24 protein-coding genes are annotated in these 22,385 nt (G+C 68.2%); 14 read left to right on the top strand and 10 right to left on the bottom strand.

Going from position 1 to position 22,385, the window contains the following annotated elements; translation table 11 throughout:
* Positions 1-35: 35 nt before the first annotated feature.
* Both O5O43_RS15095 and O5O43_RS15090 read right to left on the bottom strand, forming a co-directional pair.
* A complete protein-coding gene (locus tag O5O43_RS15095) occupies positions 36-815 on the bottom strand; it encodes a sulfite exporter TauE/SafE family protein (protein WP_271084723.1) in 780 nt (259 codons plus the stop codon).
* Between the two features lie 89 nt (positions 816-904).
* Positions 905-1,549 carry a response regulator gene (locus O5O43_RS15090; RefSeq protein WP_271084722.1) on the bottom strand — a complete coding sequence of 215 codons (645 nt, stop codon included), beginning with the start codon at positions 1,547-1,549 and terminating at the stop codon, positions 905-907.
* Positions 1,550-1,738: 189 nt separating this feature from the next.
* Between O5O43_RS15090 and prfA the strand changes: the two genes are divergently transcribed.
* Positions 1,739-2,806 (top strand): peptide chain release factor 1, encoded by a 1,068-nt coding sequence (gene prfA / locus O5O43_RS15085; protein ID WP_271086445.1) that lies wholly within the window; start codon positions 1,739-1,741, stop codon positions 2,804-2,806.
* Here prfA and ligD read toward each other — a convergent pair.
* From ligD to greA, 3 genes are all read right to left on the bottom strand, one after another.
* The gene (gene ligD / locus O5O43_RS15080; protein ID WP_271084721.1) at positions 2,803-5,382 is read right to left on the bottom strand and encodes a DNA ligase D; all 2,580 of its coding nucleotides are present in this window, start codon (positions 5,380-5,382) and stop codon (positions 2,803-2,805) included. The genes prfA and ligD overlap by 4 nt on opposite strands.
* A 33-nt stretch (positions 5,383-5,415) precedes the next feature.
* On the bottom strand, positions 5,416-5,583 hold the full coding sequence (locus O5O43_RS15075) for a hypothetical protein (protein ID WP_271084720.1): 168 nt from the start codon (positions 5,581-5,583) through the stop codon (positions 5,416-5,418).
* A 94-nt stretch (positions 5,584-5,677) separates the two neighbouring features.
* Entirely contained in the window at positions 5,678-6,154 is a 477-nt protein-coding gene (gene greA / locus O5O43_RS15070; RefSeq protein WP_271084719.1) for a transcription elongation factor GreA, read from the bottom strand.
* A 64-nt stretch (positions 6,155-6,218) separates the two neighbouring features.
* Here greA and O5O43_RS15065 point away from each other — a divergent pair, with 64 nt between their 5' ends.
* The gene (locus O5O43_RS15065; RefSeq protein WP_271084718.1) at positions 6,219-7,445 is read left to right on the top strand and encodes a TIGR03862 family flavoprotein; all 1,227 of its coding nucleotides are present in this window, start codon (positions 6,219-6,221) and stop codon (positions 7,443-7,445) included.
* A gap of 6 nt (positions 7,446-7,451) precedes the next feature.
* Positions 7,452-8,597, top strand: coding sequence for a serine hydrolase domain-containing protein (locus O5O43_RS15060; protein ID WP_271084717.1), 1,146 nt, complete (start codon positions 7,452-7,454; stop codon positions 8,595-8,597).
* On the opposite strand, the gene O5O43_RS15055 is transcribed toward O5O43_RS15060, so the two are convergent.
* The 3 genes from O5O43_RS15055 to O5O43_RS15045 all read right to left on the bottom strand — a co-directional run bounded on the left by O5O43_RS15055 (position 8,582) and on the right by O5O43_RS15045 (position 12,205).
* Positions 8,582-10,039 (bottom strand): MFS transporter, encoded by a 1,458-nt coding sequence (locus tag O5O43_RS15055; protein ID WP_271084716.1) that lies wholly within the window; start codon positions 10,037-10,039, stop codon positions 8,582-8,584. The genes O5O43_RS15060 and O5O43_RS15055 overlap by 16 nt on opposite strands.
* A gap of 10 nt (positions 10,040-10,049) precedes the next feature.
* Positions 10,050-10,973, bottom strand: coding sequence for an EamA family transporter RarD (rarD, locus tag O5O43_RS15050; protein WP_271084715.1), 924 nt, complete (start codon positions 10,971-10,973; stop codon positions 10,050-10,052).
* A gap of 185 nt (positions 10,974-11,158) precedes the next feature.
* A complete protein-coding gene (locus tag O5O43_RS15045; protein WP_271084714.1) occupies positions 11,159-12,205 on the bottom strand; it encodes an aspartate-semialdehyde dehydrogenase in 1,047 nt (348 codons plus the stop codon).
* A 200-nt stretch (positions 12,206-12,405) separates the two neighbouring features.
* Between O5O43_RS15045 and zapE the strand changes: the two genes are divergently transcribed.
* Entirely contained in the window at positions 12,406-13,503 is a 1,098-nt protein-coding gene (gene zapE, locus O5O43_RS15040; RefSeq protein WP_271084713.1) for a cell division protein ZapE, read from the top strand.
* Positions 13,504-13,572: 69 nt separating this feature from the next.
* Positions 13,573-14,124 (top strand): YbjN domain-containing protein, encoded by a 552-nt coding sequence (locus O5O43_RS15035; protein WP_271084712.1) that lies wholly within the window; start codon positions 13,573-13,575, stop codon positions 14,122-14,124.
* Positions 14,125-14,205: 81 nt separating this feature from the next.
* Here the strand turns inward: O5O43_RS15035 and mdh are convergent, their stop codons facing one another.
* Complete coding sequence (gene mdh, locus O5O43_RS15030) at positions 14,206-15,168, bottom strand: malate dehydrogenase (RefSeq protein WP_271084711.1); 963 nt, start codon at positions 15,166-15,168, stop codon at positions 14,206-14,208.
* 118 nt (positions 15,169-15,286) lie between these two features.
* On the opposite strand from mdh, the gene O5O43_RS15025 reads away from it, so the two are divergent.
* Together O5O43_RS15025 and O5O43_RS15020 are read left to right on the top strand one after the other, a co-directional pair.
* Positions 15,287-16,189 carry an SIMPL domain-containing protein gene (locus O5O43_RS15025; protein ID WP_271084710.1) on the top strand — a complete coding sequence of 301 codons (903 nt, stop codon included), beginning with the start codon at positions 15,287-15,289 and terminating at the stop codon, positions 16,187-16,189.
* Positions 16,189-16,629, top strand: a complete 441-nt coding sequence (locus O5O43_RS15020) for an HIT domain-containing protein (protein WP_271084709.1) — start codon at positions 16,189-16,191, stop codon at positions 16,627-16,629. The genes O5O43_RS15025 and O5O43_RS15020 overlap by 1 nt, the downstream gene beginning before the upstream one ends.
* On the opposite strand, the gene O5O43_RS15015 is transcribed toward O5O43_RS15020, so the two are convergent.
* Complete coding sequence (locus O5O43_RS15015) at positions 16,613-17,191, bottom strand: hypothetical protein (protein WP_271084708.1); 579 nt, start codon at positions 17,189-17,191, stop codon at positions 16,613-16,615. The two genes, O5O43_RS15020 and O5O43_RS15015, sit on opposite strands and share 17 nt — an antisense overlap.
* 211 nt (positions 17,192-17,402) lie before the next feature.
* Between O5O43_RS15015 and sdhC the strand changes: the two genes are divergently transcribed.
* From sdhC to O5O43_RS14980, 7 genes are read left to right on the top strand one after another with little or no spacing between them, the layout of a single operon-like run.
* A complete protein-coding gene (gene sdhC / locus O5O43_RS15010; RefSeq protein WP_271084707.1) occupies positions 17,403-17,858 on the top strand; it encodes a succinate dehydrogenase, cytochrome b556 subunit in 456 nt (151 codons plus the stop codon).
* Complete coding sequence (locus O5O43_RS15005) at positions 17,855-18,259, top strand: succinate dehydrogenase (protein ID WP_271084706.1); 405 nt, start codon at positions 17,855-17,857, stop codon at positions 18,257-18,259. The genes sdhC and O5O43_RS15005 overlap by 4 nt, the downstream gene beginning before the upstream one ends.
* Before the next feature lies 1 nt (position 18,260).
* On the top strand, positions 18,261-20,045 hold the full coding sequence (gene sdhA, locus O5O43_RS15000) for a succinate dehydrogenase flavoprotein subunit (RefSeq protein WP_271084705.1): 1,785 nt from the start codon (positions 18,261-18,263) through the stop codon (positions 20,043-20,045).
* Positions 20,046-20,047: 2 nt separating this feature from the next.
* A complete protein-coding gene (locus O5O43_RS14995; RefSeq protein WP_271084704.1) occupies positions 20,048-20,845 on the top strand; it encodes a succinate dehydrogenase iron-sulfur subunit in 798 nt (265 codons plus the stop codon).
* A 10-nt stretch (positions 20,846-20,855) separates the two neighbouring features.
* Positions 20,856-21,194 carry a gamma-glutamylcyclotransferase family protein gene (locus O5O43_RS14990; protein WP_271084703.1) on the top strand — a complete coding sequence of 113 codons (339 nt, stop codon included), beginning with the start codon at positions 20,856-20,858 and terminating at the stop codon, positions 21,192-21,194.
* A 55-nt stretch (positions 21,195-21,249) separates the two neighbouring features.
* Positions 21,250-21,570 (top strand): 2Fe-2S iron-sulfur cluster-binding protein, encoded by a 321-nt coding sequence (locus O5O43_RS14985; RefSeq protein WP_271084702.1) that lies wholly within the window; start codon positions 21,250-21,252, stop codon positions 21,568-21,570.
* A 2-nt stretch (positions 21,571-21,572) separates the two neighbouring features.
* Entirely contained in the window at positions 21,573-22,373 is an 801-nt protein-coding gene (locus tag O5O43_RS14980) for a kinase (protein ID WP_271084701.1), read from the top strand.
* Positions 22,374-22,385 lie beyond the last annotated feature (12 nt).

The raw sequence follows: 22,385 nt of genomic DNA, 5'->3' as shown, positions 1-22,385 counted from the left end.
ATATCAGAGGCGCCCGGCCTGAAGATAAGGCGGCGCTAGATCACGTCCGCCAGCTGCAGGCCCTGCAAGGCCGCCAGCACCAGCAATAGCCCGCCGACAGCATAGGTCAGCGCCCGTTGTGGCACGACCTTGGTGATATAGCCGGCGAACGGCGCGGCCAGCAGTCCACCCGCCACCAGCCCGCCCACGGCCGCGGCGTGGTTGGTCAGGGCGTCGGCATCCTTCCAATGGCCGGTCACCAGCGCCCAGACGAAGGTCGCCGAAATGGCCACCGTGAGGAAGAACTCGGCCGTGTTGACCGTCCCGATGGCCCGGCGCGGCTCGGCGCCCGCTCCGACCAGCGTCGAGGACACCGTCGGCCCCCAGCCCCCGCCGCCGATGGCGTCGAAGAAGCCGCCGACCACCCCCAGCGGCGCCACGGCCCAGGCCGGGCGGATACGTTTCGGCTGGATGTCCCGCGTCGCCCGCCACAGGATGTAGACCCCCATGACCGCCAGATAACCGACCACGAAGGGCTTGATGACATCGCCGTCGATCCCGGCCAGCACATAGGCGCCCAGCACCCCGCCGATGACCCCGGCGATGGCCAACGGCACAAGCAGCCGCCACTCCACATTCCTGTGCCAGATATGCGAGCTGGCGGAAGCGGCCGTGGTGAAGACCTCCGCTCCGTGCACGCTGGCCGAGGCCGTCGCGGGTGGGACCCCGAAGGCCAACAGCACCGACGACGAGATCACCCCATAGGCCATGCCGAGGGCGCCATCGACCGCCTGGGCGACGAAGCCCACCGTGGCGAACAACAGAAAGGTTTCCATTCAGCCCCCGGAGACACCATCATCGTGCGCACGACCCAGCGCCGCCGTCACACGCATAACCGACCTTGTCCCTATGGGCGCCATATGGCTCAGCTTGCCGCCGTCGGTTTCGCCGACAGCCGCTGCAGGGCCGCCAGCACATCGGCGCCGCGATAGGGCTTGATGACCATGGCCTCGGCGACCTCGGCGTGGCTGGCCGCCGCCGTCACATCACCGGACAGAAACACGACCTTGAGCCCCCAGCGCGATTTCAGACTGCGCGCCAGCGTACCGCCATCGACAGCGCCGGAGAGATTGATGTCCAGCAGGGCGATGTCGATGACATGCAGACCCGCCGCCACCTCGGCGGCCTCGGCGCTGTGGAAGGGGCCGACGACGTCGTGGCCGGCTTCGACCAGCAGACCGGTGAGGTCCAGCGCCATTTCCGGATCGTCTTCCACCACCAGAAGCGTCAGGGACTCGCTCGCCTCAGCGAACGCAGGACTGTCTAAGACCCTCGGCGCCTGGACCGTCAGGACGGCGCGCACCTCTGGCCACAGGTCGGCGGGCGCCTGCGTCGTGTCGAGGTCGAAGATGCCGGCCAGGGCCGCCAGATCGGTCGCTTGCTCCGCCGTCATGGCCTCCGGGGTCGCCACGAGGCTGTCGTAGCGCGACAGGATGGCGTCGAGGTTCTCCTGATCCCTGTGGATTGTCTCGGCGTCCGCGGCGGGGTGGTTGATGGATCCGTCGAACATGAATGCCTCCCAGTACTGAGACCGGGACCTAGTGCGCCAATGAGCCCAACGTAACCGGCCTGACGCCAACGTCATCGCGGCTCACGGACATGACACCGGCGCGTGACCGGCCCGCCCTGGCCCTTCGCATCGACATCGCGAGCCTGTCCGGAGTATGACCGCGCCTCGCTTCTCTCGCCGGATACCGCCTTGCACCTGCCCCAGATCAAGCTCGACCAGGTCCTGGACCGCTTCCATCAAGTGGAGGCCCGCATGGGGGCGGCCACCGACGGTCAGGAGATCGTGCGCCTGTCTAAGGAGCACGCCGAGATGAAGCCGGTCGCCGACGCCGTCCTGGCGCTCGGCAAGGCCCGGGCGGAGATCGAAGACCTGAAGGCCATGGCCGAGGACCCCGAGATGGCCGCCATGGCCGCCGACGAACTGGAGACACTCTCAGCACGCCTGCCCGAGATGGAGCGGGACGTCGCTCTGTTGCTGGCCCCGCGTGACGCCGACGAAAACGCCTCGGCCGTACTGGAAGTCCGCGCCGGCACGGGCGGGGACGAGGCCGCCATCTTCGCCGGCGACCTGTTCCGCATGTATTCCCGCTACGCCTCCTCGCGCGGCTGGCGGGTCGAGCTGGACAGCGCCACGGAGGGCGACGCCGGCGGCTACAAGGAGATCATCGCCACCGTCACCGGCGACGGCGTCTTCGGCCGGCTGAAGTTCGAAAGCGGCGTCCACCGCGTCCAGCGCGTTCCGGCCACGGAGACCCAGGGGCGCATCCACACGTCGGCCGCCACCGTCGCCGTCCTGCCCGAGGTCGAGGACGTCGAGATCGACATCCAGGACAAGGACATCCGCATCGACACCTTCCGCGCCTCCGGCTCGGGCGGCCAACACGTCAACAAGACCGACTCGGCCGTGCGCATCACCCACTTCCCGACCGGGATCGTGGTGACGTCGTCGGAGAAGTCCCAGCACGTCAACCGCGACAAGGCGATGCGGAACCTGCGCGTGCGTCTATATGACCTGCAACGCCAGCAGAAGGACCAGGCGCGGTCGGATGCCCGGAAGTCCCAGGTCGGCTCGGGCGACCGCTCCGAACGCATCCGCACCTACAACTACCCCCAGGGACGGGTCAGCGATCATCGCATCAACCTGACCCTGCACAGCCTGCCCCAGATCATGGAAGGCGACCTGGACCCCTTGCTGAACGCCCTGATCGCCGAGGATCAGGCGGCGAGGCTGGCCGATCTGGAGGCGGAGTTCGCCTAGGCGACGCCCACCTTCTTCAACAGCGGCCTCAAACTCACCGCCCCCGCCCTGAACTCGGCCCAGGGATCCGGCTTCTTCAGCAGGGCCGGATAGGTCGTCAGGTTGAACGCTTTCGGGTCGAGCCCCGACTTCACCTGACCCCAGCTCAGCGGATTGGCGATCCCCGCCCCCGGTCGGGCGCGTGGCGACCAGGGCGCGACGGCCGTCGCCATCCGGCCGTTCCTCAGATAGTCGAGGAAGATCTTTCCCCCGCGAGCTTTCTTGGCCAGCGTGGTCGTGAACCGGTCGGGCGCTTCCAGCCGAACCTGTTCCGACACGGCCTTCGCGAACGCCTTGCACTGATCCCATTCGATCCGACTGCGCGCATCCGCCTTGATCGGCACGACGACATGCAGCCCCTTGCCGCCCGTCGTCTTGCAGAAGGGGTGCAAGCCCATCTTCTCCAGCCGGGCCTTCATGGCCTTGGCCGCCGCGATCACATCGGCGAAATCCAGTCCCTCGTCGGGGTCGAGGTCGAAGGTAATCTGGTCCGGCGTCTCAGGATCGCCGGGAGCGCAGCCCCAAGGGTGCAGTTCCAACCCGCCCGACTGGCCGATCGCGACCAGACCGCCGACGTCGACGACGCCGACATAGGGTTTCCGCTCCTTCACATCGATCAGCTTCAGCCGAGGGTTCGACCCCGGCATAGCGTGGCGCTGGAAGAAGATTTCGCCGCCGATCCCCTCCGGCGCACGGATGATCGACACCGGCCGGTCGGCGACATGGGGCAGTATTCGCTCGGCCGCCGCCTCGTAGAACTGAACCAGCTCTAGCTTGGTGATCGCGGGATGACCGTCGGCGGCGGGCCACAGCACCTTGTCCGGGCTGGAGATCGTCAGGCCCGCGACCACCGCTTTCGCCTTGCCCGTCAGGCCAATGTTCAGCTGGGGCGGGGCGGCGGCTTTGCCCTTCGCGGGCTTGGCGGCCTCCTGCGGCGCCGTATCGACCTCGGCGGCCGCCTTGTCCTCGCGCAGCCCCTTGAACGCCGCCTGACGCAACGACCCGCTGTCCGTGTAGCCGCCGTGCTCGATCTCGGCGACCAGCACCGGCTTCACCCAATGCACGCCCGGTCCGCCCCTCGGCGCTCCCTTGCCGACGAACGGATTTTTCTCCGCCGCCGCCTCCTTCAGTGCCGGCAGAAGCGTCTTGATCAACGGTTGAGCATAGCCGGTCCCGACCCGGCCCAGATGACGCAGCCCGTTGTTCCCGTCCTGCACGCCCACGATCAGCGAGCGGAAGCGCGGCCCCTCCGAGGTCCAGCCGCCGATCACCACCTCGTCCCGACCCCGGCATTTGGACTTGACCCAGGTCGTCGACCGCCCGGCCGAATAGGGGGCGTCCAGCTTCTTGGAGATCACGCCCTCGAGGTCCATTCGGCAGGCGCTCTCCAGCACCGCCTGACCGGTCGAGGCGAAATGCTCGACGAAGCGGACACGCGACCTCGCCGCCTTGGGGATCCGGTCCAGATAAGCCTTCAGCCGCGCCTTCCGGTGCGACAGCGGCAGCGTTCTCAGATCCTCCGCCCCCTCGAACAGCAGGTCGAAGGCAAAATAGATCAGTTCACCCGTCGCTCCGTCCGAGATCGCCGCCTGCAACGCCGAGAAGTCCGGCATGTGGTCCTCGGCCAGGGCGCAAAGCTCGCCGTCGAGCACCGCGTCCGGCCATTGCGCAGCCTCGGCCGCGTGTTCGGAAAACTTTTTCGTCCAGTCGAGCCCCGAGCGGGTGCGCCACAGCGCCTTGCCTCCGCCGATGCCGACCTGCATCCGGTAGCCATCGAACTTGATCTCGTGCGCCCAGCCAGCGCCCGACGGCGGGTGATCGACCACCTTGCACAGCTGGATCGGGGCGAAGGCGGGCGGCCGCTTCGAGGGACTGGCCAGGGCCTTCGACGCCTTCGGCTTCGGCGGCGCCTTCTGACTGGTCTTCTTCGATGAGGTCCACTGCGTCTTGCCGTCCGCGATCTCCGCCAACGACCGGCCAGTAGTGATCGAGGCGTCGATTTCCATCAGGGCGTCGCCCTCGCCGGCCACGGCGAACTCGTCCTTCTCCTTGATGAGCAGCCAGTTGTTCCGTTTCGACGGCTTGCCCCGATCGGTCCTCAGCCGGATCAGCGCCCATTTCCCGGTCAGCCGCTCGCCGTGCAGGACCATCTTGATCTGGCCCTTGCGGAACGCCTCGTCGAGGTCCGGCTCCTGCGGCTCCCAGGTCCCCTCGTCCCACATCTGCACCGTGCCGGCGCCGTAGTTGCCGGCCGGGATCGTCCCTTCGAAGCCGCCGTAGTCCAGCGGATGGTCCTCGACCTCGACCGCCAGACGCTTGACCGAGACATCGCGCGACGGCGCCTTGGTCACCGCCCAGGATTTCAGGACGCCGTCGATCTCTATGCGGAAATCATAGTGTAGCCGCGTCGCCGCATGGCGCTGGATAAGGTACCGGCGCGCCTTGGAATTGGCCGCACCCTTCTTGCCTTTCGGCTCGGGCGTCTCGTCGAACCGACGCTTGGCCTGATAGGTCTTAAGCTCGCCCTTGGCCGCCATGAGATCCTCCGGCCCTCAAGCGGGGCCGGAGTCTCAAACGGCTTCGTCTTCCGGCGGTTGCCAGTCGGGGTGGTCGACGTCCTCACCGCGCGCCTTGGCGTCCTTGCGGGCCTGTTTGAGCGCCGCCTTCTTAGCGGCCTTCTGGGCTTCGGCCTTTTCCCTTTCCTGGCGTTCGAAGGCGTAGTTGGGCTTTCTGGCCATGGAGACTCCTTAGGGCGCTATTGCTCGCGACGCGGTCGCTCGCTGCTTGAGCGCGATCGCGCTCGTCTCACCCAATGTGAGGTGGACCGGCCCGTCAGTCCACCGCGATGATTTCCACAGCCTGTCCAGCCACCACCGCCTCGTCGCCGACGCGCTTGCCGATCAGGGCGCGGGTCAGGGGCGAAACGTGGCTGACCGAGCCGCTCGCGGGGTCCGCTTCGTCCTCCCCGACGATGCGCCAGGTCTGGGTCCGGCCGTCGTCGCGTTCGATGGTGACCGAGCCGCCGAAGCGCACGCGGCCGTTCGCCTCCGTTTCGACCAGCTGGGCGTTGGCCCGCCGCGCGGACCAGTAACGCAGGTCCCGCGTCGCTCGCGCCATCGCCGTCCGGTCCGCCTCAATGGAGCCCTGCGCCTGCGCCCCCGCATAGGCGGCCCGCGCCTCGGCCAGGGCGGCCTCGATCGCGGCGAGGCCCGAGGCCGTCACCAGATTGGGATGCGCAGAGATGGGGCGGTCCGGCAGATCGGCGGCCGTGGCCTCCAGATCCTCCTCGCGCGTGAAGGCGACGCTCATGATGAGCTAGCGTATGCGGGGTTCGGACGTTCCTCCGCAAGCGTTCGCGCGTTAGAGAGCCCCGATGACCTCTCCCGCCGACACCGCCGTCCACATCATCGGGGCCGGACCCTCCGGCCTGATGGCCGCCGAGACCTTGGCGAAGGCCGGCGCGCCCGTCGTCGTCCACGACCGAATGCCGTCGGTGGGACGGAAGCTTCTGATGGCCGGACGGGGCGGGCTGAACCTGACCCACACCGAGGATCAGGCCGCCTTTCTCGCCCGCTACGCCGAGGCGGAAGAGCCGATCTCCGACTGGCTCGACGCCTTCTCGCCAGACGACCTGACCGAATGGGCGCACGGCCTCGGCCAGCCCACCTTCGTCGGCTCCAGCGGCCGGGTCTTCCCGAAGGCCATGAAGGCCTCCCCTCTGCTCCGCGCCTGGCTGGCCCGTCTGAACGATCTGGGCGTCGAGGTCCGCACCCGTTCGCGCTGGACCGGCTGGCGGGATGGCGGCCTCGTCTTCGACACGCCCGAGGGCGAATGCATCGAAGAGCCGGCCGCGACCGTCCTCGCCCTGGGCGGCGCGAGCTGGCCCCGGCTCGGCTCGGACGGCGCCTGGGTCCCGGCGCTGGAGCAGGAAGGCGTCGCCGTCGCTCCCCTCGTTCCCGCCAACGCCGGCTTCGACGTCGCCTGGTCCGACATCCTGGTCGAGCGGTTCGCCGGTCAGGTGCTGAAGCCCGTCACGCTAACGTTTGGCGACCAGACGGTGCGCGGCGAAGTCGTCGTCACCCGATACGGCGTCGAGGGAGGAGCCATCTATGCCTTGTCGTCCGCTCTGCGATCCGCCATCGCCGCCGAGGGGTCCGCCACCCTGGTCGTCGATCTGCGCCCCGACCTGGCCGAAGCGGCCTTGGCCGAACGCCTCGCCCGGCCGCGCGGCAAGGACTCCATGACCAACCATCTGCGAAAGGCCGGCGGCCTCTCCCCCGTCGCCGTCGCCATCCTGCGTGAGATCGGCGAAATCCCGCCGGGCGCGCCCAGGCTCGCCAAGCGCATCAAGGCGGTGCGCCTGAAGCTGACCGGCATCCAGGGTCTCGAACGCGCCATCTCCACGGCCGGCGGCGTCCGCTTCGACGCCCTCGATCCATCGTTGATGCTGACCGCACGCCCGGGCGTCTTCGTCGCCGGGGAGATGATCGACTGGGAGGCCCCCACCGGCGGCTATCTGCTTCAGGCCAGCCTTGCCTCCGGTGTCGTCGCCGCGAACGGCGTCCTGCGGTGGCGGGCGTCGCAATCGGCCGCTATCTAGCCCCGCATGACCACCGCCCCCGAGATTTCCGGCCTCTGCCCGCCGCGCTTCGGCGCGGTGAAGGACGCCTTCGCCGCCAACTTCACCGACGCCCCCGACGGGCTGAACGAACAGGGCGCGCGGTTCTCGGTCGTCATCGCCGGAGAGACGGTGCTGGACCTGTGGGCGGGCGTGGCCGAGCCGCGCGACCAGACGCCCTTCACCGATGACACGCTGGTCCCCGTCTTCTCCTCGGGCAAGGCGATCATGGCCCTGTTGATGGCTTCGGCCGTCCAGCGCGGCAAACTGGCTTACGAAGAGAAGGTCGCCCACCTCTGGCCCGCCTATGGCGCCGCCGGAAAGGCGGACGTCACCGTCGCCCAGCTGCTGTCGCACCAGGACGGCCTGCCCGGCTTCTCCGAGCCCGTCGATCCGGCCATCTGGTTCGACCAGCGCGCCGTGCTGGACAGACTGGCCGCCCAGGCGCCGATGTGGCCGCCCGGAACCGCCTCGGGCTACCACCCGGTCACCGTCGGCTTTCTCGCCAACGAGGTCCATCGCCTCGCCGACGGCCGCACCATGGGACAGGCCCTCCGCCACGACTTCGCCGACCCCTTCGGCCTCGATCTCTGGATCGGCCTGCCCGAAAGCGAGCACGGCCGGGTCGCCGCCCTGCGCAAACCGTCGAAAGCCCCAGATCTCGGCCCCATCGACGCCATCAAGACCGCCGCCTTCCTCGACAAGGGCTCGGCTCCCGGCGGGCGCGGCTCGGCCGAGTGGCGCTCCGTCGAAATCCCGTCCGCCAACCTGCACGGCACGGCCTTGTCCCTGGCCCGCGCGATGGCCGTCTTCGCCGACGAAGGAAAGCTGGACGGCCGGACCGTCCTGTCCCCCGCCGTGCTGGCGGAGGCGACCAAGGCCCGCATTTCCGGTCCCGACAAGGTCCTGCCCTACGACATCACCTGGGCGGCGGGTCTGATGCGAAACGCGGGGCTGAACATCTTCGGGCCGAACCCGGATGCGCTCGGCCACTGCGGCTGGGGCGGCAGCTGCGTCATGGCCGATCCGGACGTGAAGCTCTCGGCCGCCTACGCCATGACGCGCCAGTCGCCGTATCTGATCGGCGACCCCCGCGCGCAACGATTGATTGACGCCCTCTACACCGTCTTCTGAGGTCTGCCCGGCGCGGTCAAAACACCCACGACCCCGGCGAGGATGGCGCAGACCGCACAGGCGGCCATAACCGCCTGAAAAGCCCGGTGGAAGGCCGTCACCGCCCCCTCGGAAAAGTCGCCCTGACCCGCCATGACGGCGCCCAACTGCTCGCGCGCATCCGGCGCCTCGACGCCCGCGACGAACACCGCCGACAGCAGGACGCCCAGCAGGGCGATGGCCAGTAGGCCCGCGATCCGCGCCACCGCGTTGTTGACGCCGGAGGCCACGCCCGTGTGGCCTTCCTTCACCGCCCCCATGACTGCCGCCGTCAGAGGCCCGACGGCCAGCGTCATGCCGATGGCGATCACCGTCATCCCCGCCAGAGGCCCGGCGACGTAGCCGGCGTCCGGCGGCATCAGGGCCAGCAGCCCCAGCCCGACCCCCGCCAGCATCGGCCCGACGCCCAGCGACAGCTTCGCCCCGAACCGGTCGGCCAGCTTCCCCGCCGCGCCCGAGAACAGCCCCATCACTGCCGCGAAGGGCAGCATGGCCGACCCCGCCCCCGTCGCCGACCAGCCGTGCACCCGGATCAACTCGAACGGCAGGAAGAACATCGCCCCGCCCAACGCGAAATAGAGCAGCAGGGTCAGAAGATTCATCCCCGAGAAGACCCGCGACCCGAACAGGCCCAGCGGCATCATCGGGTGCGCTTCCTTCGCCTCCGCCCACAGGAAGCCGATCAGCAGCACCGCGCCTCCCACCAGTCCGGTGATCACCGTGGGATCGGCCCAGCCCAGATCGGGCGCCGCCGTCAGCGCCCAAGTCAGGGCCGTCAGTCCGGCCACGGCCAATACGGCGCCCAGCCAGTCCAGCCCCTTGGCGCTTTCATCGCGGCTCTCCGGCACGGCCCTCAGGGTCACGACCACCGTCAGCGCCGCCAGCGGCGCATTGATCCAGAAGATGGCCCGCCAGTCCGCGTGGTCCGCCAGCCAGCCCCCGATCAGAGGCCCGACCATGCCGAACAGGGCTCCCGCCCCCGCCCAGGCGCCAAAAGCCGCCCCGCGATCCTTCTCCGGAAAGGTGGCCCCGATCAGGGCCAGGGCTCCCGGCGTCAGCAGGGCCGCGCCGATGCCTTGCACCGCACGACCGGCGATCAACAGGTGAGCGGTGGGCGCGAGGCCGCAGGCGACGGATGACAGGGCGAACAGCACCACCCCGACCAGGAACACACGCCGCCGTCCGAACCGGTCCCCGGCGGCCCCGCCGATCAGGACGAGCGCTCCCAGCGTCAGCAGATAGGCGTTCGATATCCATTGAGCCGCCGCCGGGCCTGCGCCGAGATCGCGCTGGATGGCCGGAAGGGCCACGCCCAGCGCCGATCCGTCGATGAAGGTCAGCGACGACCCCAACACCGTGGCGACCAGGATCCAGCGTTTGCGGCTCTTCGACAGCTCGGCCATGCCCGGGAGGCTAGACTGGTTCAGCGACCTCCGCCATCGCCCGCCGCGCGGCCCGAGCCCGGACCAGGGCCGCCGCCGCGAATACGCCCGCGCCCAGCCAGATGAAGGCGAAGGACACGCCCCTCAGCACCGTGAACGCCTCGCCGGTTGCAACCCCGATGATAAACTGGATGGTGGGCGCCAAGAACTGGACGAAGCCCATGGTCGACAAGGGCATACGCCGCGCGGCCCAGGCGAACAGGGCCAACGGGAAGACCGTCATAGGCCCGTTCAGCAGGGCCCAGCCGAAGCCCTCCCAGCTGGCAAACCCGTGGCCCAGCCCGTGCGTCTGCAGCCAGATTACGAAGAACAGGCCGAACGGCAGCAGCAGCAGGCATTCGATGAACAGCCCGGCCTGGGCGTCCACGGGGATGCGCTTCTTGATGACGCCATAGGCGCCGAAACTCAGAGCGAGGGCGATGGAGATCCACGGCGGTCGTCCCAGCGCCAGCGCCTGGAACAAGACACCGACCGCCGCCAGACCGATGGCGACCCATCCCCATCTGTCGATCCGCTCGCGGAACAGCCACAGCCCCACGATCATGTTGAGCAGCGGGTTGATGTAGTAGCCGAGGCTGGCCTCGAGCGTGGCGTGGTGGGTCGTGGCCCAAACGTAGATGCCCCAGTTGACCGCGATCAGCACTGTCGCCAGCGCCAGCCAGGCGAGAATCTTCGGCTGCGCGAAGACGGCCCGCACCTGTTTCGGCTGGCCCGCGACCAGAACCAACGCCCCCGCGATCAGCACTGACCACAGCGCGCGGTGGGACAGGATCTCGGGCGCGGAGAACCCGATCGCCGCCTGGCCCATGAAGAGCAGGGGCATGAAGCCCCACAGGACATAGCAGCCAACGGCCGACAGGAAGGCGGCGCGGGCGGGGGTGGGAGGCGTGGTCATCTCATGTCCTTCCCTCCCCCGGCGGGAGAGGGCTTGAGCGCCTGAGAGCCCGGCAGGCTGATCAGGCTCGCCTAAAAGGGTGAGGGGCTGGTGCGAACCGGTGAGGGTTGCCCCTCACCCTTTCGGCTGGCGGATCGCTCCGCTCTCCGAACCTCAAGCCCTCTCCCGAGGGGAGAGGGAAGTGATCAGACGGTCAGGCTGCGATAGCCGCTCTTCGGTTTGATCGTACCCGTTTCGTCCAACAGCTGGGCGATCTGGACGGCGTTCAGGGCCGCGCCCTTGCGCAGGTTGTCCGACACCACCCAGAACACCAGGCCGTTCTCGACCGTGTGGTCCTTCCTGATGCGCGACACATAGACGGCGTGCTCTCCGGCCGCGTCGACCGGGGTGATGTAGCCGTCGTGCTCCTGCTTATCGATCACCAGCACGCCCGGCGCCTCGCGCAGGATGGCGCGCGCCTCGTCCGGGCTGATCGGACGATCGAACTCGACCGTCACGGCCTCGGAGTGGCCCACGAAGACCGGCACGCGGACGCAGGTGACCGTCAGCTTGATCGACGGGTCCAGCATCTTGTGCGTTTCGGCCCACATCTTGGCCTCTTCGTCGGTATAGCCGTCCTCGTTGAAGGACCCGATGAAGGGGATGACGTTGAAGGCGATCTGCTTGGGGAACTTCTTCGGCGTGGCGTCGCCCAGGCCGTAGATGGCCTTGGTCTGGTTCCACAGTTCGTCCATGCCTTCCTTGCCGGCGCCCGAGACCGATTGATAGGTCGAGACGACGACGCGCTTGGCCTTGGCCGCGTCGTGCAGCGGCTTCAGCGCCACGACCAGCTGGGCCGTCGAGCAGTTGGGGTTGGCGATGATGTTCTTCTTGCGCGCGTCCTTGACCGCGTCCGGGTTCACCTCGGGCACGATCAGGGGCACGTCCGGGTCCTTGCGGAAGGCGGAGGAGTTGTCGATCACGACGGGGCCGGCCTTGCCGATCTTCTCGGACCATTCGCGCGAAACATCGCCGCCGGCCGACATCAGGACGATGTCCACCTTGGACCAGTCGAAGCTGTCGATGACCTCGCACTTCACGACGCCGTCTTTCCAGGCGACCTCGACGCCCTTGGATTTTCGCGAAGCCACCGCGTGCAGTTCGTCGACGGGGAACTCCAGTTCCTCGAGGATAGTCAGCATTTCGCGCCCGACATTGCCGGTGGCGCCCACGATAGCGACGGAATAGCCCATTCTTGTCAGTCCTTCGGACGCGCTAGCGCTCGGCTCGCCCGAGGCTGACTTCTAGTCAGCCGGTGGACGAAAGATGCCTCGCTGTTTGAGCGCGGTATGGGGGAGGCCGAAGGGGAACTTCGGCAGCTTCGCAATTAGGGGTTCGCGCCTGTGAAGCAACTGCTTTTCACCCGCCCACAGGCCCGTTAAGCCCCAGGTCCATGCCGTCACACATCGCCCGCGCTTATGCCGACCGCCTGAAGTCGGGCCAGTTGACCGCCGATCCCGCCCAGAAAGACGCCGTCGACGCCCTGGCGCGGCTGGAGAAGGACCTCGGCAAGCGCGGCCTGTTCGGCTCCGTCGGGGAGGTGAAGGGCCTCTACCTCTGGGGCCCGCCGGGGCGGGGCAAGTCGCTTCTGATGGACCTGTTCTTCGCCCACGCGCCGGAACCGCGAAAAACCCGCGCCCATTTCCACGCCTTCATGGCCCGGGTCCACGACCTGATCCGCCAGTGGCGCGAGGGCGACAGGAAGACCCGCCAGTCCGTGTTCGGCACGCACAAGGGCGACGACCCGATCGATCCGGTCGCGGCCCTGATCGCGTCGGAGGCTCGCCTGCTTTGCTTCGACGAGCTTCAGGTCACCGACATCGCCGACGCCATGATCCTGGGGCGGCTGTTCGACGCCCTGTTCGAGCGCAAGGTGGTGGTCTGCATCACCTCCAACCGCGCCCCGGACGCCCTCTACAAGGACGGCATCAACCGTCAGCTCTTCCTGCCCTTCATCGCCCGCCTGAAGGAGCGGTGTCAGGTGCTGGAGCTGAGGGGCGCGCGCGACTGGCGTGTGGACCGGATCAAGGCGTCGCGGGTCTGGTTCGGTCCCAACGGCCGCGCCGACTCCGACCGTCTGTGGGACGACCTCCGGGGCGAGATGCCCGAATGCCCGGCCCATCTCGCGGTGCTCGGCCGCGACGTGGTGATCGAACGGACCGCCGGGGGCCTCGCCCGCGCCACCTTCGCCGAGCTCTGCGAACAGCCGCTGGGGCCCCAGGACTATCTCGCCATCGCCGAGCGGTTCCACACCCTGTTTCTGGACGACATCCCGCTGCTGGGACCGCACAACCGCCACTCCGCACGCCGGCTCGTGACCCTGATCGACGCCCTCTACGAGGCCAAGACCCGGCTGGTCGCCCTGGCCGCCGGCGCGCCCGAGGCCCTCTATCCGACCGGCGACGGCGCCTTCGAGTTCGAACGCACGGTCTCGCGCCTGAACGAGATGTCGTCGCAGGACTGGCTGGACCACGCCGAGCACGCTGAATAGCTCGGAGGACTGAGGCCTTCGGTTCGCCGCAAAGCCCTCTAGGGTGGCGAAGTCACACGGAACACGCCCATGAAATCTCTCGTCCTCGCCGCCGGCCTCCTGACTCTCGCCGCGCCCGCTTTCGCCCAGACCGCACCCGCGATCGCCCCGGCGGCACAGGCGGCCTCCGCCCGCTGGAGCGGACTGACGGTGGCCGAGATCACCGGCCGATTCACCGCCGCCGGCCTGACCGTAGCGGCGCCGCAGACCAACAACGACCGGGTCTATCTGCGCGTGGACGACGGCCCGCTGCGCTGGGTCGTGACCCTGTTCTCCTGCACGAACGGCGCCTGCCCGGATTTGCAATTCACGGCCGCCTTCTCCGGGGTCAATGCGACTCCGGAGATCGTGGCCCGCTGGAACGGCGACCGTCGCTTCGTGAAGGCCTTCTACGCCGCGCCGGAAGAGGAAGGCGGCGAGGGTCAGGCCGTGGCCCAGTACGACATCCTGCTGAACCAGGGCGCCGGTCCCGAGCAGCTCGACGACCCCATCCAGGTCTGGCGCAGCCTCGTCACCGACCTCGGCCGCACGGTCACCACGCCGGCGGGCGCGGCGGCTTCGGCGACGCCACCGGCCCGATAAGATAAAGGCCCCGGATCACTCCGGGGCCCATTCAGTCTTGCGCGCGAGCAGCGCACGACCGCGTCGCGCGCGTTAGCGCCCTTAGGCGAGCGAAGGATCCGCCGCCTTGCAGGCCTCGATCAGGCCCTGAACCGAGGCGACCGAGGTGGCCAGCATGGCCTTCTCGTCGTCGTTGGTGGTGAACTCGATGATCTTCTCCACGCCGCCGGCGCCGATCAGGGCGGGCACGCCGACATAAAGGTCCGACAGACCGTATTCGCCCGACAGCCAAACGGCGCACGGCAGGACGCGCTTCTGGTCCAGCAGATAGGACTTGGCCATGGCGATGGCGCTCTCGGCCGGGGCGTAGAAGGCCGAGCCAGTCTTGAGCAGGGCGACGATCTCGCCGCCGCCGCCGCGCGTGCGCTTGACGATGGCGTCCAGCTCGTCCTGCGTCATGAAGCCGGCCGCGACCGCGTCCGGCAGCGGCAGGCCGCCGACGGTCGAGTGGCGCACCATCGGCACCATGTCGTCGCCGTGACCGCCTAGGGTCCAGGCGTGGATGTCCTGCACCGACACGCCGGTCTTCTCGGCGAGGAAGTAGGCGAAGCGGGCGCTATCGAGCACGCCGGCCATGCCGACGACCTTCTCCTTGGGCAGGCCCGAGAATTTCTGCAGGGCCCAGACCATGGCGTCGAGCGGGTTGGTGATGCAGATGACGAAGGCGTTCGGAGCATGGGCCTTGATGCCTTCGCCGACGGCCTTCATGACCTTCAGGTTGATGCCAATCAGGTCGTCGCGGCTCATGCCGGGCTTGCGCGGCACGCCGGCGGTGACGATGCAGACGTCGGCGCCTGCGATGTCGGCATAGTCGTTGGCGCCCTTCAGGGCGACGTCGGCGCCGAACACGGCGGTGGCCTCGGCGATGTCCAGCGCCTTGCCCTGCGGCGTGCCTTCGGCGATGTCGAACAGGATCACGTCGCCCAGGGCTTCGCGCGCGGCCACGTGGGCCAGGGTGCCGCCGATCATACCGGCGCCGATAAGGGCGATCTTCGCGCGAGCCATGGGAGTCTCCGTGAGGGCTATATTGCAGTGCGATGAGAGAAATCGTCGGCGGGCGGTCTAGACCCGGCGCGGCGGGGCTGCAAGGCTTCCGGTCTGGCAACAAAACGGAGTTTCCCCGATGCGTCCCGTCCTCGCCGCCCTCCTGCTTTCCACCGCCCTTGCAAGCCCTGCCCTGGCCCAGGCCCAGACGCCGCCCGCCACCATCGGCCAGCAATATGTCCCCGCCCCCTGGTGGATGCGCGATCCCGTGATCGCCTCCATCGGCTATGTCCGGGTCGAACTTCAGGCCAACCGCGCCGGCTTTTCCGCCACCTTCCAGACCGTGGACCGCTCGGTCGCAGAGGCCTCGCGAAAGGCCGCCGACCAGGTGCGCGCCCTCAGCCAGACCCTCGCCGCCTACGGAGTCGAGACCGTCCGCGTCGAGACCAGCCTGACGACCCAGCCTCTGTACGACCAGTACCGAGACGAGAACGGCATCCTGCGCGACAACACCCGCGCCGACCGTATCGAACGCTATCAGGCTCAGGCCACCGTCAGCCTGACCGTCCGCGACGTGCGTCAGCTGGAGCGGATCTACGCCACCGTCGTCGCCTCCCAGCCCAACTCCATCGGCCAGGTCTATTTCAGCCTCGAGCCCGACAACGAGGCCAAGTCCAACCTCGCCCGCGAGGCCGTGCGCGACGCCGCCAACCGCGCTCGCTCTGCTGTCGAGGCCGCCGGCGGCACCCTCGGCGCGGTCCGCGTGATCGACCCGACCGGCCGCGCCTGCCAGACCGACGTGCTCGCCGGCTGGCCCTCCTACGGCTCGGGCGCTTCTCAGGCGACGACGGTCGATGAGGTCGTCGTGACCGGCAGCCGCATGCGCCGTGGGGAAATGGCCATGGCCCCGCCGCCTCCGCCGCCGCCGCCCGCGCCCGGCCAGGCCCCCTCGGAGGCCCAGATCGAGGCGGCGCGTCTGGCGCTCCAGCCGCCGCTTCAGGTCCTGACCGATCAGGCCTGCGTGGTCTACGGCCTCAACTAGTGTCGGAATTCACCGTCGATCCGGCCTTCGAGGCCGGATCTCATCGCGCCGCAGACGGCCGTTTGTGTCAGGTTCGTCTTCAAGACGACGTCCGTTTCCCCTGGCTGATCCTGATTCCCCGGGTCACGGGCGCGGTCGAGCTGGCCGATCTCGCCCCGGTCGAACAGGCGCGGCTGATGCAGGAGATCGTCGCGGCGGGGGATCTTGTGCGCTGGCTGGGGCGTGAAAGCGAGCGCGATGTCGAAAAGCTCAATGTCGCAGCCTTGGGCAACGTCACGGCCCAGTTGCATGTGCATGTGGTCGGTCGCCGCCGCGACGACGGCCTGTGGCCGGACCCGATCTGGGGCCGACCGGGCGCGAAGCCCTACGCGCCGCACATGCTCGAACGCATGCTGAAGATCATCGCCGAAGACATGCCCGGCCCTAGCGGACCAGTATAACCGCCCGTTGGCGACCACCCTGATCCAACGTCCCGGTCCAGCCTTCGCCCGACGGCGTCAGGGCGACCCGTCCGCTGTCCATCTCCAATACCAGCGCTCCGGACGACCGATCCGCCGTCAGAGGCCCGACCTCGGCGGCCGAGTCCCCGGTGCGATAGGCGCCTTCCAGCGGCCGGCTGGTCCCCTGGTCCATCAGCGACACGGTCATCAAGGTCCGGCCCTCGCCGTCCTTGAGCCGCCAGCGCCCGTCCAGCGGCCCCATGCGGGCGTCCATGTTGCGCTCGGCGTTGTCGACGCCTGCGTCATAGGCGTTGTCCGCCCGCGACGGTGCGTGCTCGTAGCTGCGGCTGTAATTCTCGACCGCGACCGGCGCGCGGATGACCCGCAGCGTCCGGTCCCCACCCCCGTCGCCCTCTTCGACGACGCGGCCGAAATTCGACGGCGGTTCGAACGGCCGGACGACCGGCGCCTGATAAAGCTGCGCCGAATAGGGCGCGGGCGCCGACTGCCCCATGGCGGGCGATGCGGAAACGGCGAGCGAAATCAGTGCGACAACGACCATACCGCGAGAGTGTCGTCTCGAGGCGGACATGGCTAGCGCTTACCGACAACACGCGAAATCGTGATCGGTTCCGCACCTTGCGTGAACGGCTGGGCGAAGACCGGTTTTTGCACTGCACCCTCGCGTTGACACCCCCCTCCCACGGTCCTTAAAGCCAACCTCAATCGCGCTTGAAGCCTGATCCCGCTTGGCTTTTTTGAGAACCATTCGCATGTCGAACTCTCCCGGCGACGCGGCCGATGACCAGACCGGTCGTTTCGTCGCCCAGCCCAACGGTCGCCCCCGTCCCCTGTCCCCGCACCTGCAGACCTGGCGCTGGCACATCACCATGACGGCCTCGATCTTGTTCCGCGTCACCATCGGTGCGGCCAGCGTCGGCGCGATCTTCGTGGTCGCCTGGATGGCCGCCGCCGCCTTCGGGCCGGACGCCTACTCGGACTTCCTCGATCTCGCAGCCTCGCCTCTGGGCCTGCTGGTCGGCTTCGGCCTGACGGTCGTCCTGATGTCCTTCCTGCTGAACGGCGCCCGGCACCTCTACAACGACACCGGCAATGGCCTGACCGTGAAGTCCGCCAACACGCTGTCAGCCATCGCGGTCTATGGCCCGATTCCCCTGGCCATCCTGTTCTGGGTCGCCCTGTTCGCTACCGGGAGAGTTTCGCTGTGAGCGGCAAGGTCCAGTTCAAGAACAGGGTCAAGGTCTCCGAGCGCCACGGCGCCGGGGAATGGACGCTGGAAAAGATCCTGCTCGCCCTGTTCATCCCGCTCGGGATCTGGCTGGCTTCGACCGCCTTCACCCTGGCCGGCGCCGAGTACGACACGGTCCTGGCCTGGTTCGCCAGCCGGCTGAATGCGGCCCTCCTGGTGGCCACGGCCCTCGTCTTCTTCGGCTACGTCGCCCTGGCTTGGAAGGTGATCATCGAGGACTACATTCACCGACCGGGAAACAAGGCCCTGCTGATCAGCCTGGCGAACCTGATCTTCCTCGCGCTGGCCGCCGCCAGCGTCTTCTTCATCGTACGGCTGGCGCTGGGTTCCGCGCCGCTTCCGGCCGGCTTCGGGATCTGAGATGGCTGACTACACACTCATCGATCACGAATACGACGTCGTCGTCGTCGGCGCCGGCGGCTCGGGCCTCCGCGCCGCTCTCGGCGCCGCCCAGCAGGGACTGAAAGTCGCCTGCGTCACCAAGGTCTTCCCGACCCGCTCGCACACGGTCGCGGCGCAAGGCGGCATCTCCGCTTCGCTTGGCAACATGGGCGAGGATTCGTGGAAATGGCATATGTACGACACCGTCAAGGGGTCGGACTGGCTGGGGGACCAGGACGCCATCGAATACCTGGTCCGCGAGGCCCCCAAGGCTGTCTACGAACTGGAACACTGGGGCGTGCCCTTCTCTCGTACCGATGAAGGCAAGATCTATCAGCGCGCCTTCGGCGGCATGACCCGCAACTACGGCGAGGGCCCGGTCCAGCGCACCTGCGCCGCCGCTGACCGCACTGGCCACGCCATCCTGCATACCCTCTACGGCCAGTCGGTCCGTCGCGAGGTCGAGTTTTTCATCGAGTACTTCGCGCTCGACCTGATCATGCAGGACGGCGCCTGCACCGGCGTCACCGCCTGGAAGCTGGACGACGGCACCCTGCACCAGTTCCGCGCCAAGCTCGTCATCCTGGCCACCGGCGGCTACGGCCGCGCCTACTTCAGCGCCACCTCGGCCCACACCTGCACGGGTGACGGCAACGCCATGGTGCTGCGCGCCGGCCTGCCGCTGCAGGACATGGAGTTCGTGCAGTTCCACCCGACCGGCATCTACGGCTCGGGCTGTCTGATCACCGAGGGCGCGCGCGGCGAGGGCGGCTATCTGACCAACTCCGAAGGCGAGCGGTTCATGGAACGCTACGCTCCCTCGGCCAAGGATCTGGCGAGCCGCGACGTCGTCTCCCGCTCCATGACCATGGAGATCCGCGAGGGTCGTGGCGTCGGGCCGAAGAAGGACCACATCTTCCTCCACCTCGACCACCTCGACCCGAAGATCCTGCATGAGCGCCTGCCCGGCATCTCGGAATCAGCCAAGATCTTCGCCGGCGTCGACGTGACCAAGGAGCCGATCCCGGTCATCCCGACCGTCCACTACAACATGGGCGGCATCCCCACGAACTATCACGGCGAGGTCCTGACCAAGGTCGGCGACAACGCTGACACCGTGGTCCCCGGCCTGATGGCCGTCGGCGAGGCGGCCTGCGTCTCGGTCCACGGCGCCAACCGCCTGGGGTCGAACTCCCTGACCGACCTCGTCGTCTTCGGCCGCGCCGCGGGCCTCCGCGCCGGCGAGATTGTCGACAGGGCCGCGCCGGTCCCGGCCGCTCCGGCCTCGGTCACGGCCGCCCACCTCGCACGCTTCGACAAGTTCCGCTACGCCAACGGCTCGAACCCGACAGCCAAGCTGCGCAACGAGATGCAGCACGCCATGCAGTCCGACGCGGCGGTCTTCCGCACCGGTTCCTCGCTGAACGAAGGCGTCCAGAAGCTGCGCGACATCCACGCCCGCTCGGCCGACATCAAGACCACCGATCGCGGCCTGATCTGGAACACCGACCTGGTCGAGGCTCTGGAATACGACAACCTGATCGAAAACGCCCTGGTCACCATCGAGGGCGCAGCGAACCGTCAGGAAAGCCGGGGCGCCCACGCCCGCGAGGACTTCCCCGATCGTCATGACGAGGAGTGGATGAAGCACACCCTGACCTGGCTGAAGCCGGGCGAGGGCGTGACCATCGACTACCGTCCGGTCCACACCTACACGATGTCCGACGACATCGAGTACATCAAACCCAAGGCTCGGGTGTACTAAACATGGTCCAGCTCACCCTCCCCCGCGGCTCCGCCCCGACCAAGGGCAAGGTCCACAAGGCTCCGGCCGGCGCCAAGAACGTCAAGACCTACAAGGTCTATCGCTACGACCCCAACGTCGACGCCAACCCGTCGTGGGACGAGTACGAGGTCTCGGCCGACGAGCACGGCCCGATGCTCCTGGACGCCCTGATCTACATCAAGAACGAGATCGACCCGACCCTGTCCTTCCGTCGCTCGTGCCGCGAGGGCATCTGCGGCTCCTGCTCGATGAACATCGACGGCCGCAACACCCTGGCCTGCACCAAGGGCTGGGAGGAATGCTCGTCCTCGACCATCGCCATCGGCCCCCTGCCGCACCAGCCGGTGGTCAAGGACCTGGTGACGGACCTCACCCTGTTCTACGCCCAGTACGACTCGATCAAGCCCTACCTCCAGTCCGACGATCCGGACCCGACCACCGAGCGGCTGCAGTCGCCGGAGGACCGCGCCAAGCTGGACGGCCTGTACGAGTGCATCCTGTGCGCCTGCTGCTCGACCTCCTGCCCCTCCTACTGGTGGAACCAGGAAGAATATCTCGGCCCAGCGGCGTTGCTTCAATCCTATCGCTGGATCTCGGACAGCCGCGACGACAAGACCCAGGAGCGGCTCGACGATCTCGAGGACCCGTTCAAACTCTATCGCTGCCACACGATCATGAACTGCGCCCAAGTCTGCCCCAAGGGTCTGAACCCGGCCAAGGCCATCGCCGAGACCAAGAAGCTGATGATCGCCCCCGGCCGCAAGAAGCAGGCGGCCTAAGACGCACGCCGTGGCCGAGGTCCTCGTCTTCTCCTACGGCACGCTTCAGGATCCGGCTGTCCAGCAGGCCAATTTCGGGCGTCTCCTGACCGGGACTCCCGACGGCCTGACCGGCTTCGTCATCGGCCAGGTCGAGATCACCGACCCCGAGGTCATCGTCGAAAGCGGCCTGACCCACCACCTGATCCTGCATCCCTCGGACGGGCCGACCGCGACCATTCCGGGCACGGTCTTCCGCCTCTCCGACGAGGAACTGGCCGCCGCCGACGTCTATGAGGCGGAGGACTACAAGCGGGTTCTGGTCCCCCTGATCTCGGGCCTGGAAGCCTGGGTCTACATAGCGGCCTGAAACCCTCGCGCCCGCCCATCTTGCCCGCGTCGAAACAAGCCCCTAATCCCGGTCCATGCCCAAGATCACCTACATCGAGCACGACGGCCGCGAGCATGCGGTGGAGGTCAAGACCGGCCTTTCCGTCATGGAGGGGGCGATCCGTAACAATGTGCCGGGCATCGACGCCGACTGCGGCGGCGCCTGCGCCTGCGCCACTTGCCATGTCTATGTCGACGAGGCCTGGCGCGACGCAACCGGCAAGCCCAGCGCCATGGAGGAATCCATGCTCGACTTCGCCGAGCAGGTGGAGCCGAACTCCCGCCTGTCGTGTCAGATCCGCGTCTCCGACGCTCTGGACGGCCTGATCGTCCGCCTGCCGGCCAACCAGCACTGACCATGATTGAGCCACGGCTGATCGAGGCCGTGGACGATCTGATCCGCCGCCACGAACGGCTGGGCCACGTTCCCCTGATCGCCATCGCGGGCGCACAGGGCTCCGGCAAGAGCACGCTCGCGGCCGAAGCGGCCTGCCGGCTCTCCTGCGCGACCCTGTCCCTCGACGACGTCTATCTGACGAAGGCCGAGCGCGTTGACCTCGCCGCCCGCGTCCACCCCCTCTTCGCCGTGCGCGGCCCGCCCGGGACCCATGACCTCGCCCTGCTGGACCGGACCCTGACCCGGCTCCGCGCCACCAGACCCGAAGCGCGCACGTCGCTGCCCGCCTTCGACAAGCTCGTCGACGATCGCCGCCCCGAGCCGCAATGGCCCGTTTTCACCGGCCGCCCCCGCGCCGTCCTGCTTGAAGGATGGTGTCTGGGCGTGACTCCGCAGGATCCCGACGCTCTCGCCACGCCGATCAACGCCCTGGAGCTTGAGGAAGACCCCGACGGCCTCTGGCGGCGTACGATCAATGATGGACTTTCGGGCCCCTACGGAGCCCTGTTTGCCCGCTTCGACGCCCTCATCTTCCTCAAGGCTCCGAGCTTCGACGTCGTTCTCGACTGGCGCACAGAGCAGGAAGCGGGCCTGACCGGCGCCCCCGTCTCCGCCGCACGGCGCGCCGAACTGGCCCGCTTCGTTCAGCATTTCGAACGGATTTCCCGGCATATGCTGGCGGGCGGCGTCGCGGCGGACGTCGTGGTTGAACTGGACGAGGGACGCGGCGTGGTGCGCATCCTCGGATCGGACGGCCCCTGAAGTCTTCGCCGT

The organism is Brevundimonas sp. NIBR11 (assembly GCF_027912535.1).
GTDB lineage: Bacteria > Pseudomonadota > Alphaproteobacteria > Caulobacterales > Caulobacteraceae > Brevundimonas.
Note: the sequence above shows the minus strand (reverse complement) of the source record. Positions and strands in the feature narration are given on the sequence as shown.

Coding starts and splice junctions, on each gene's coding strand:
- O5O43_RS15095 (WP_271084723.1), bottom strand. CDS start 815: ATGGAAACCTTTCTGTTGTTCGCCACGGTGGGCTTCGTCGCCCAGGCG.
- O5O43_RS15090 (WP_271084722.1), bottom strand. CDS start 1,549: ATGTTCGACGGATCCATCAACCACCCCGCCGCGGACGCCGAGACAATC.
- ligD (WP_271084721.1), bottom strand. CDS start 5,382: ATGGCGGCCAAGGGCGAGCTTAAGACCTATCAGGCCAAGCGTCGGTTC.
- O5O43_RS15075 (WP_271084720.1), bottom strand. CDS start 5,583: ATGGCCAGAAAGCCCAACTACGCCTTCGAACGCCAGGAAAGGGAAAAG.
- greA (WP_271084719.1), bottom strand. CDS start 6,154: ATGAGCGTCGCCTTCACGCGCGAGGAGGATCTGGAGGCCACGGCCGCC.
- O5O43_RS15065 (WP_271084718.1), top strand. CDS start 6,219: ATGACCTCTCCCGCCGACACCGCCGTCCACATCATCGGGGCCGGACCC.
- O5O43_RS15060 (WP_271084717.1), top strand. CDS start 7,452: ATGACCACCGCCCCCGAGATTTCCGGCCTCTGCCCGCCGCGCTTCGGC.
- O5O43_RS15055 (WP_271084716.1), bottom strand. CDS start 10,039: ATGGCCGAGCTGTCGAAGAGCCGCAAACGCTGGATCCTGGTCGCCACG.
- rarD (WP_271084715.1), bottom strand. CDS start 10,973: ATGACCACGCCTCCCACCCCCGCCCGCGCCGCCTTCCTGTCGGCCGTT.
- O5O43_RS15045 (WP_271084714.1), bottom strand. CDS start 12,205: ATGGGCTATTCCGTCGCTATCGTGGGCGCCACCGGCAATGTCGGGCGC.
- zapE (WP_271084713.1), top strand. CDS start 12,406: ATGCCGTCACACATCGCCCGCGCTTATGCCGACCGCCTGAAGTCGGGC.
- O5O43_RS15035 (WP_271084712.1), top strand. CDS start 13,573: ATGAAATCTCTCGTCCTCGCCGCCGGCCTCCTGACTCTCGCCGCGCCC.
- mdh (WP_271084711.1), bottom strand. CDS start 15,168: ATGGCTCGCGCGAAGATCGCCCTTATCGGCGCCGGTATGATCGGCGGC.
- O5O43_RS15025 (WP_271084710.1), top strand. CDS start 15,287: ATGCGTCCCGTCCTCGCCGCCCTCCTGCTTTCCACCGCCCTTGCAAGC.
- O5O43_RS15015 (WP_271084708.1), bottom strand. CDS start 17,191: ATGGTCGTTGTCGCACTGATTTCGCTCGCCGTTTCCGCATCGCCCGCC.
- sdhC (WP_271084707.1), top strand. CDS start 17,403: ATGTCGAACTCTCCCGGCGACGCGGCCGATGACCAGACCGGTCGTTTC.
- sdhA (WP_271084705.1), top strand. CDS start 18,261: ATGGCTGACTACACACTCATCGATCACGAATACGACGTCGTCGTCGTC.
- O5O43_RS14995 (WP_271084704.1), top strand. CDS start 20,048: ATGGTCCAGCTCACCCTCCCCCGCGGCTCCGCCCCGACCAAGGGCAAG.
- O5O43_RS14985 (WP_271084702.1), top strand. CDS start 21,250: ATGCCCAAGATCACCTACATCGAGCACGACGGCCGCGAGCATGCGGTG.
- O5O43_RS14980 (WP_271084701.1), top strand. CDS start 21,573: ATGATTGAGCCACGGCTGATCGAGGCCGTGGACGATCTGATCCGCCGC.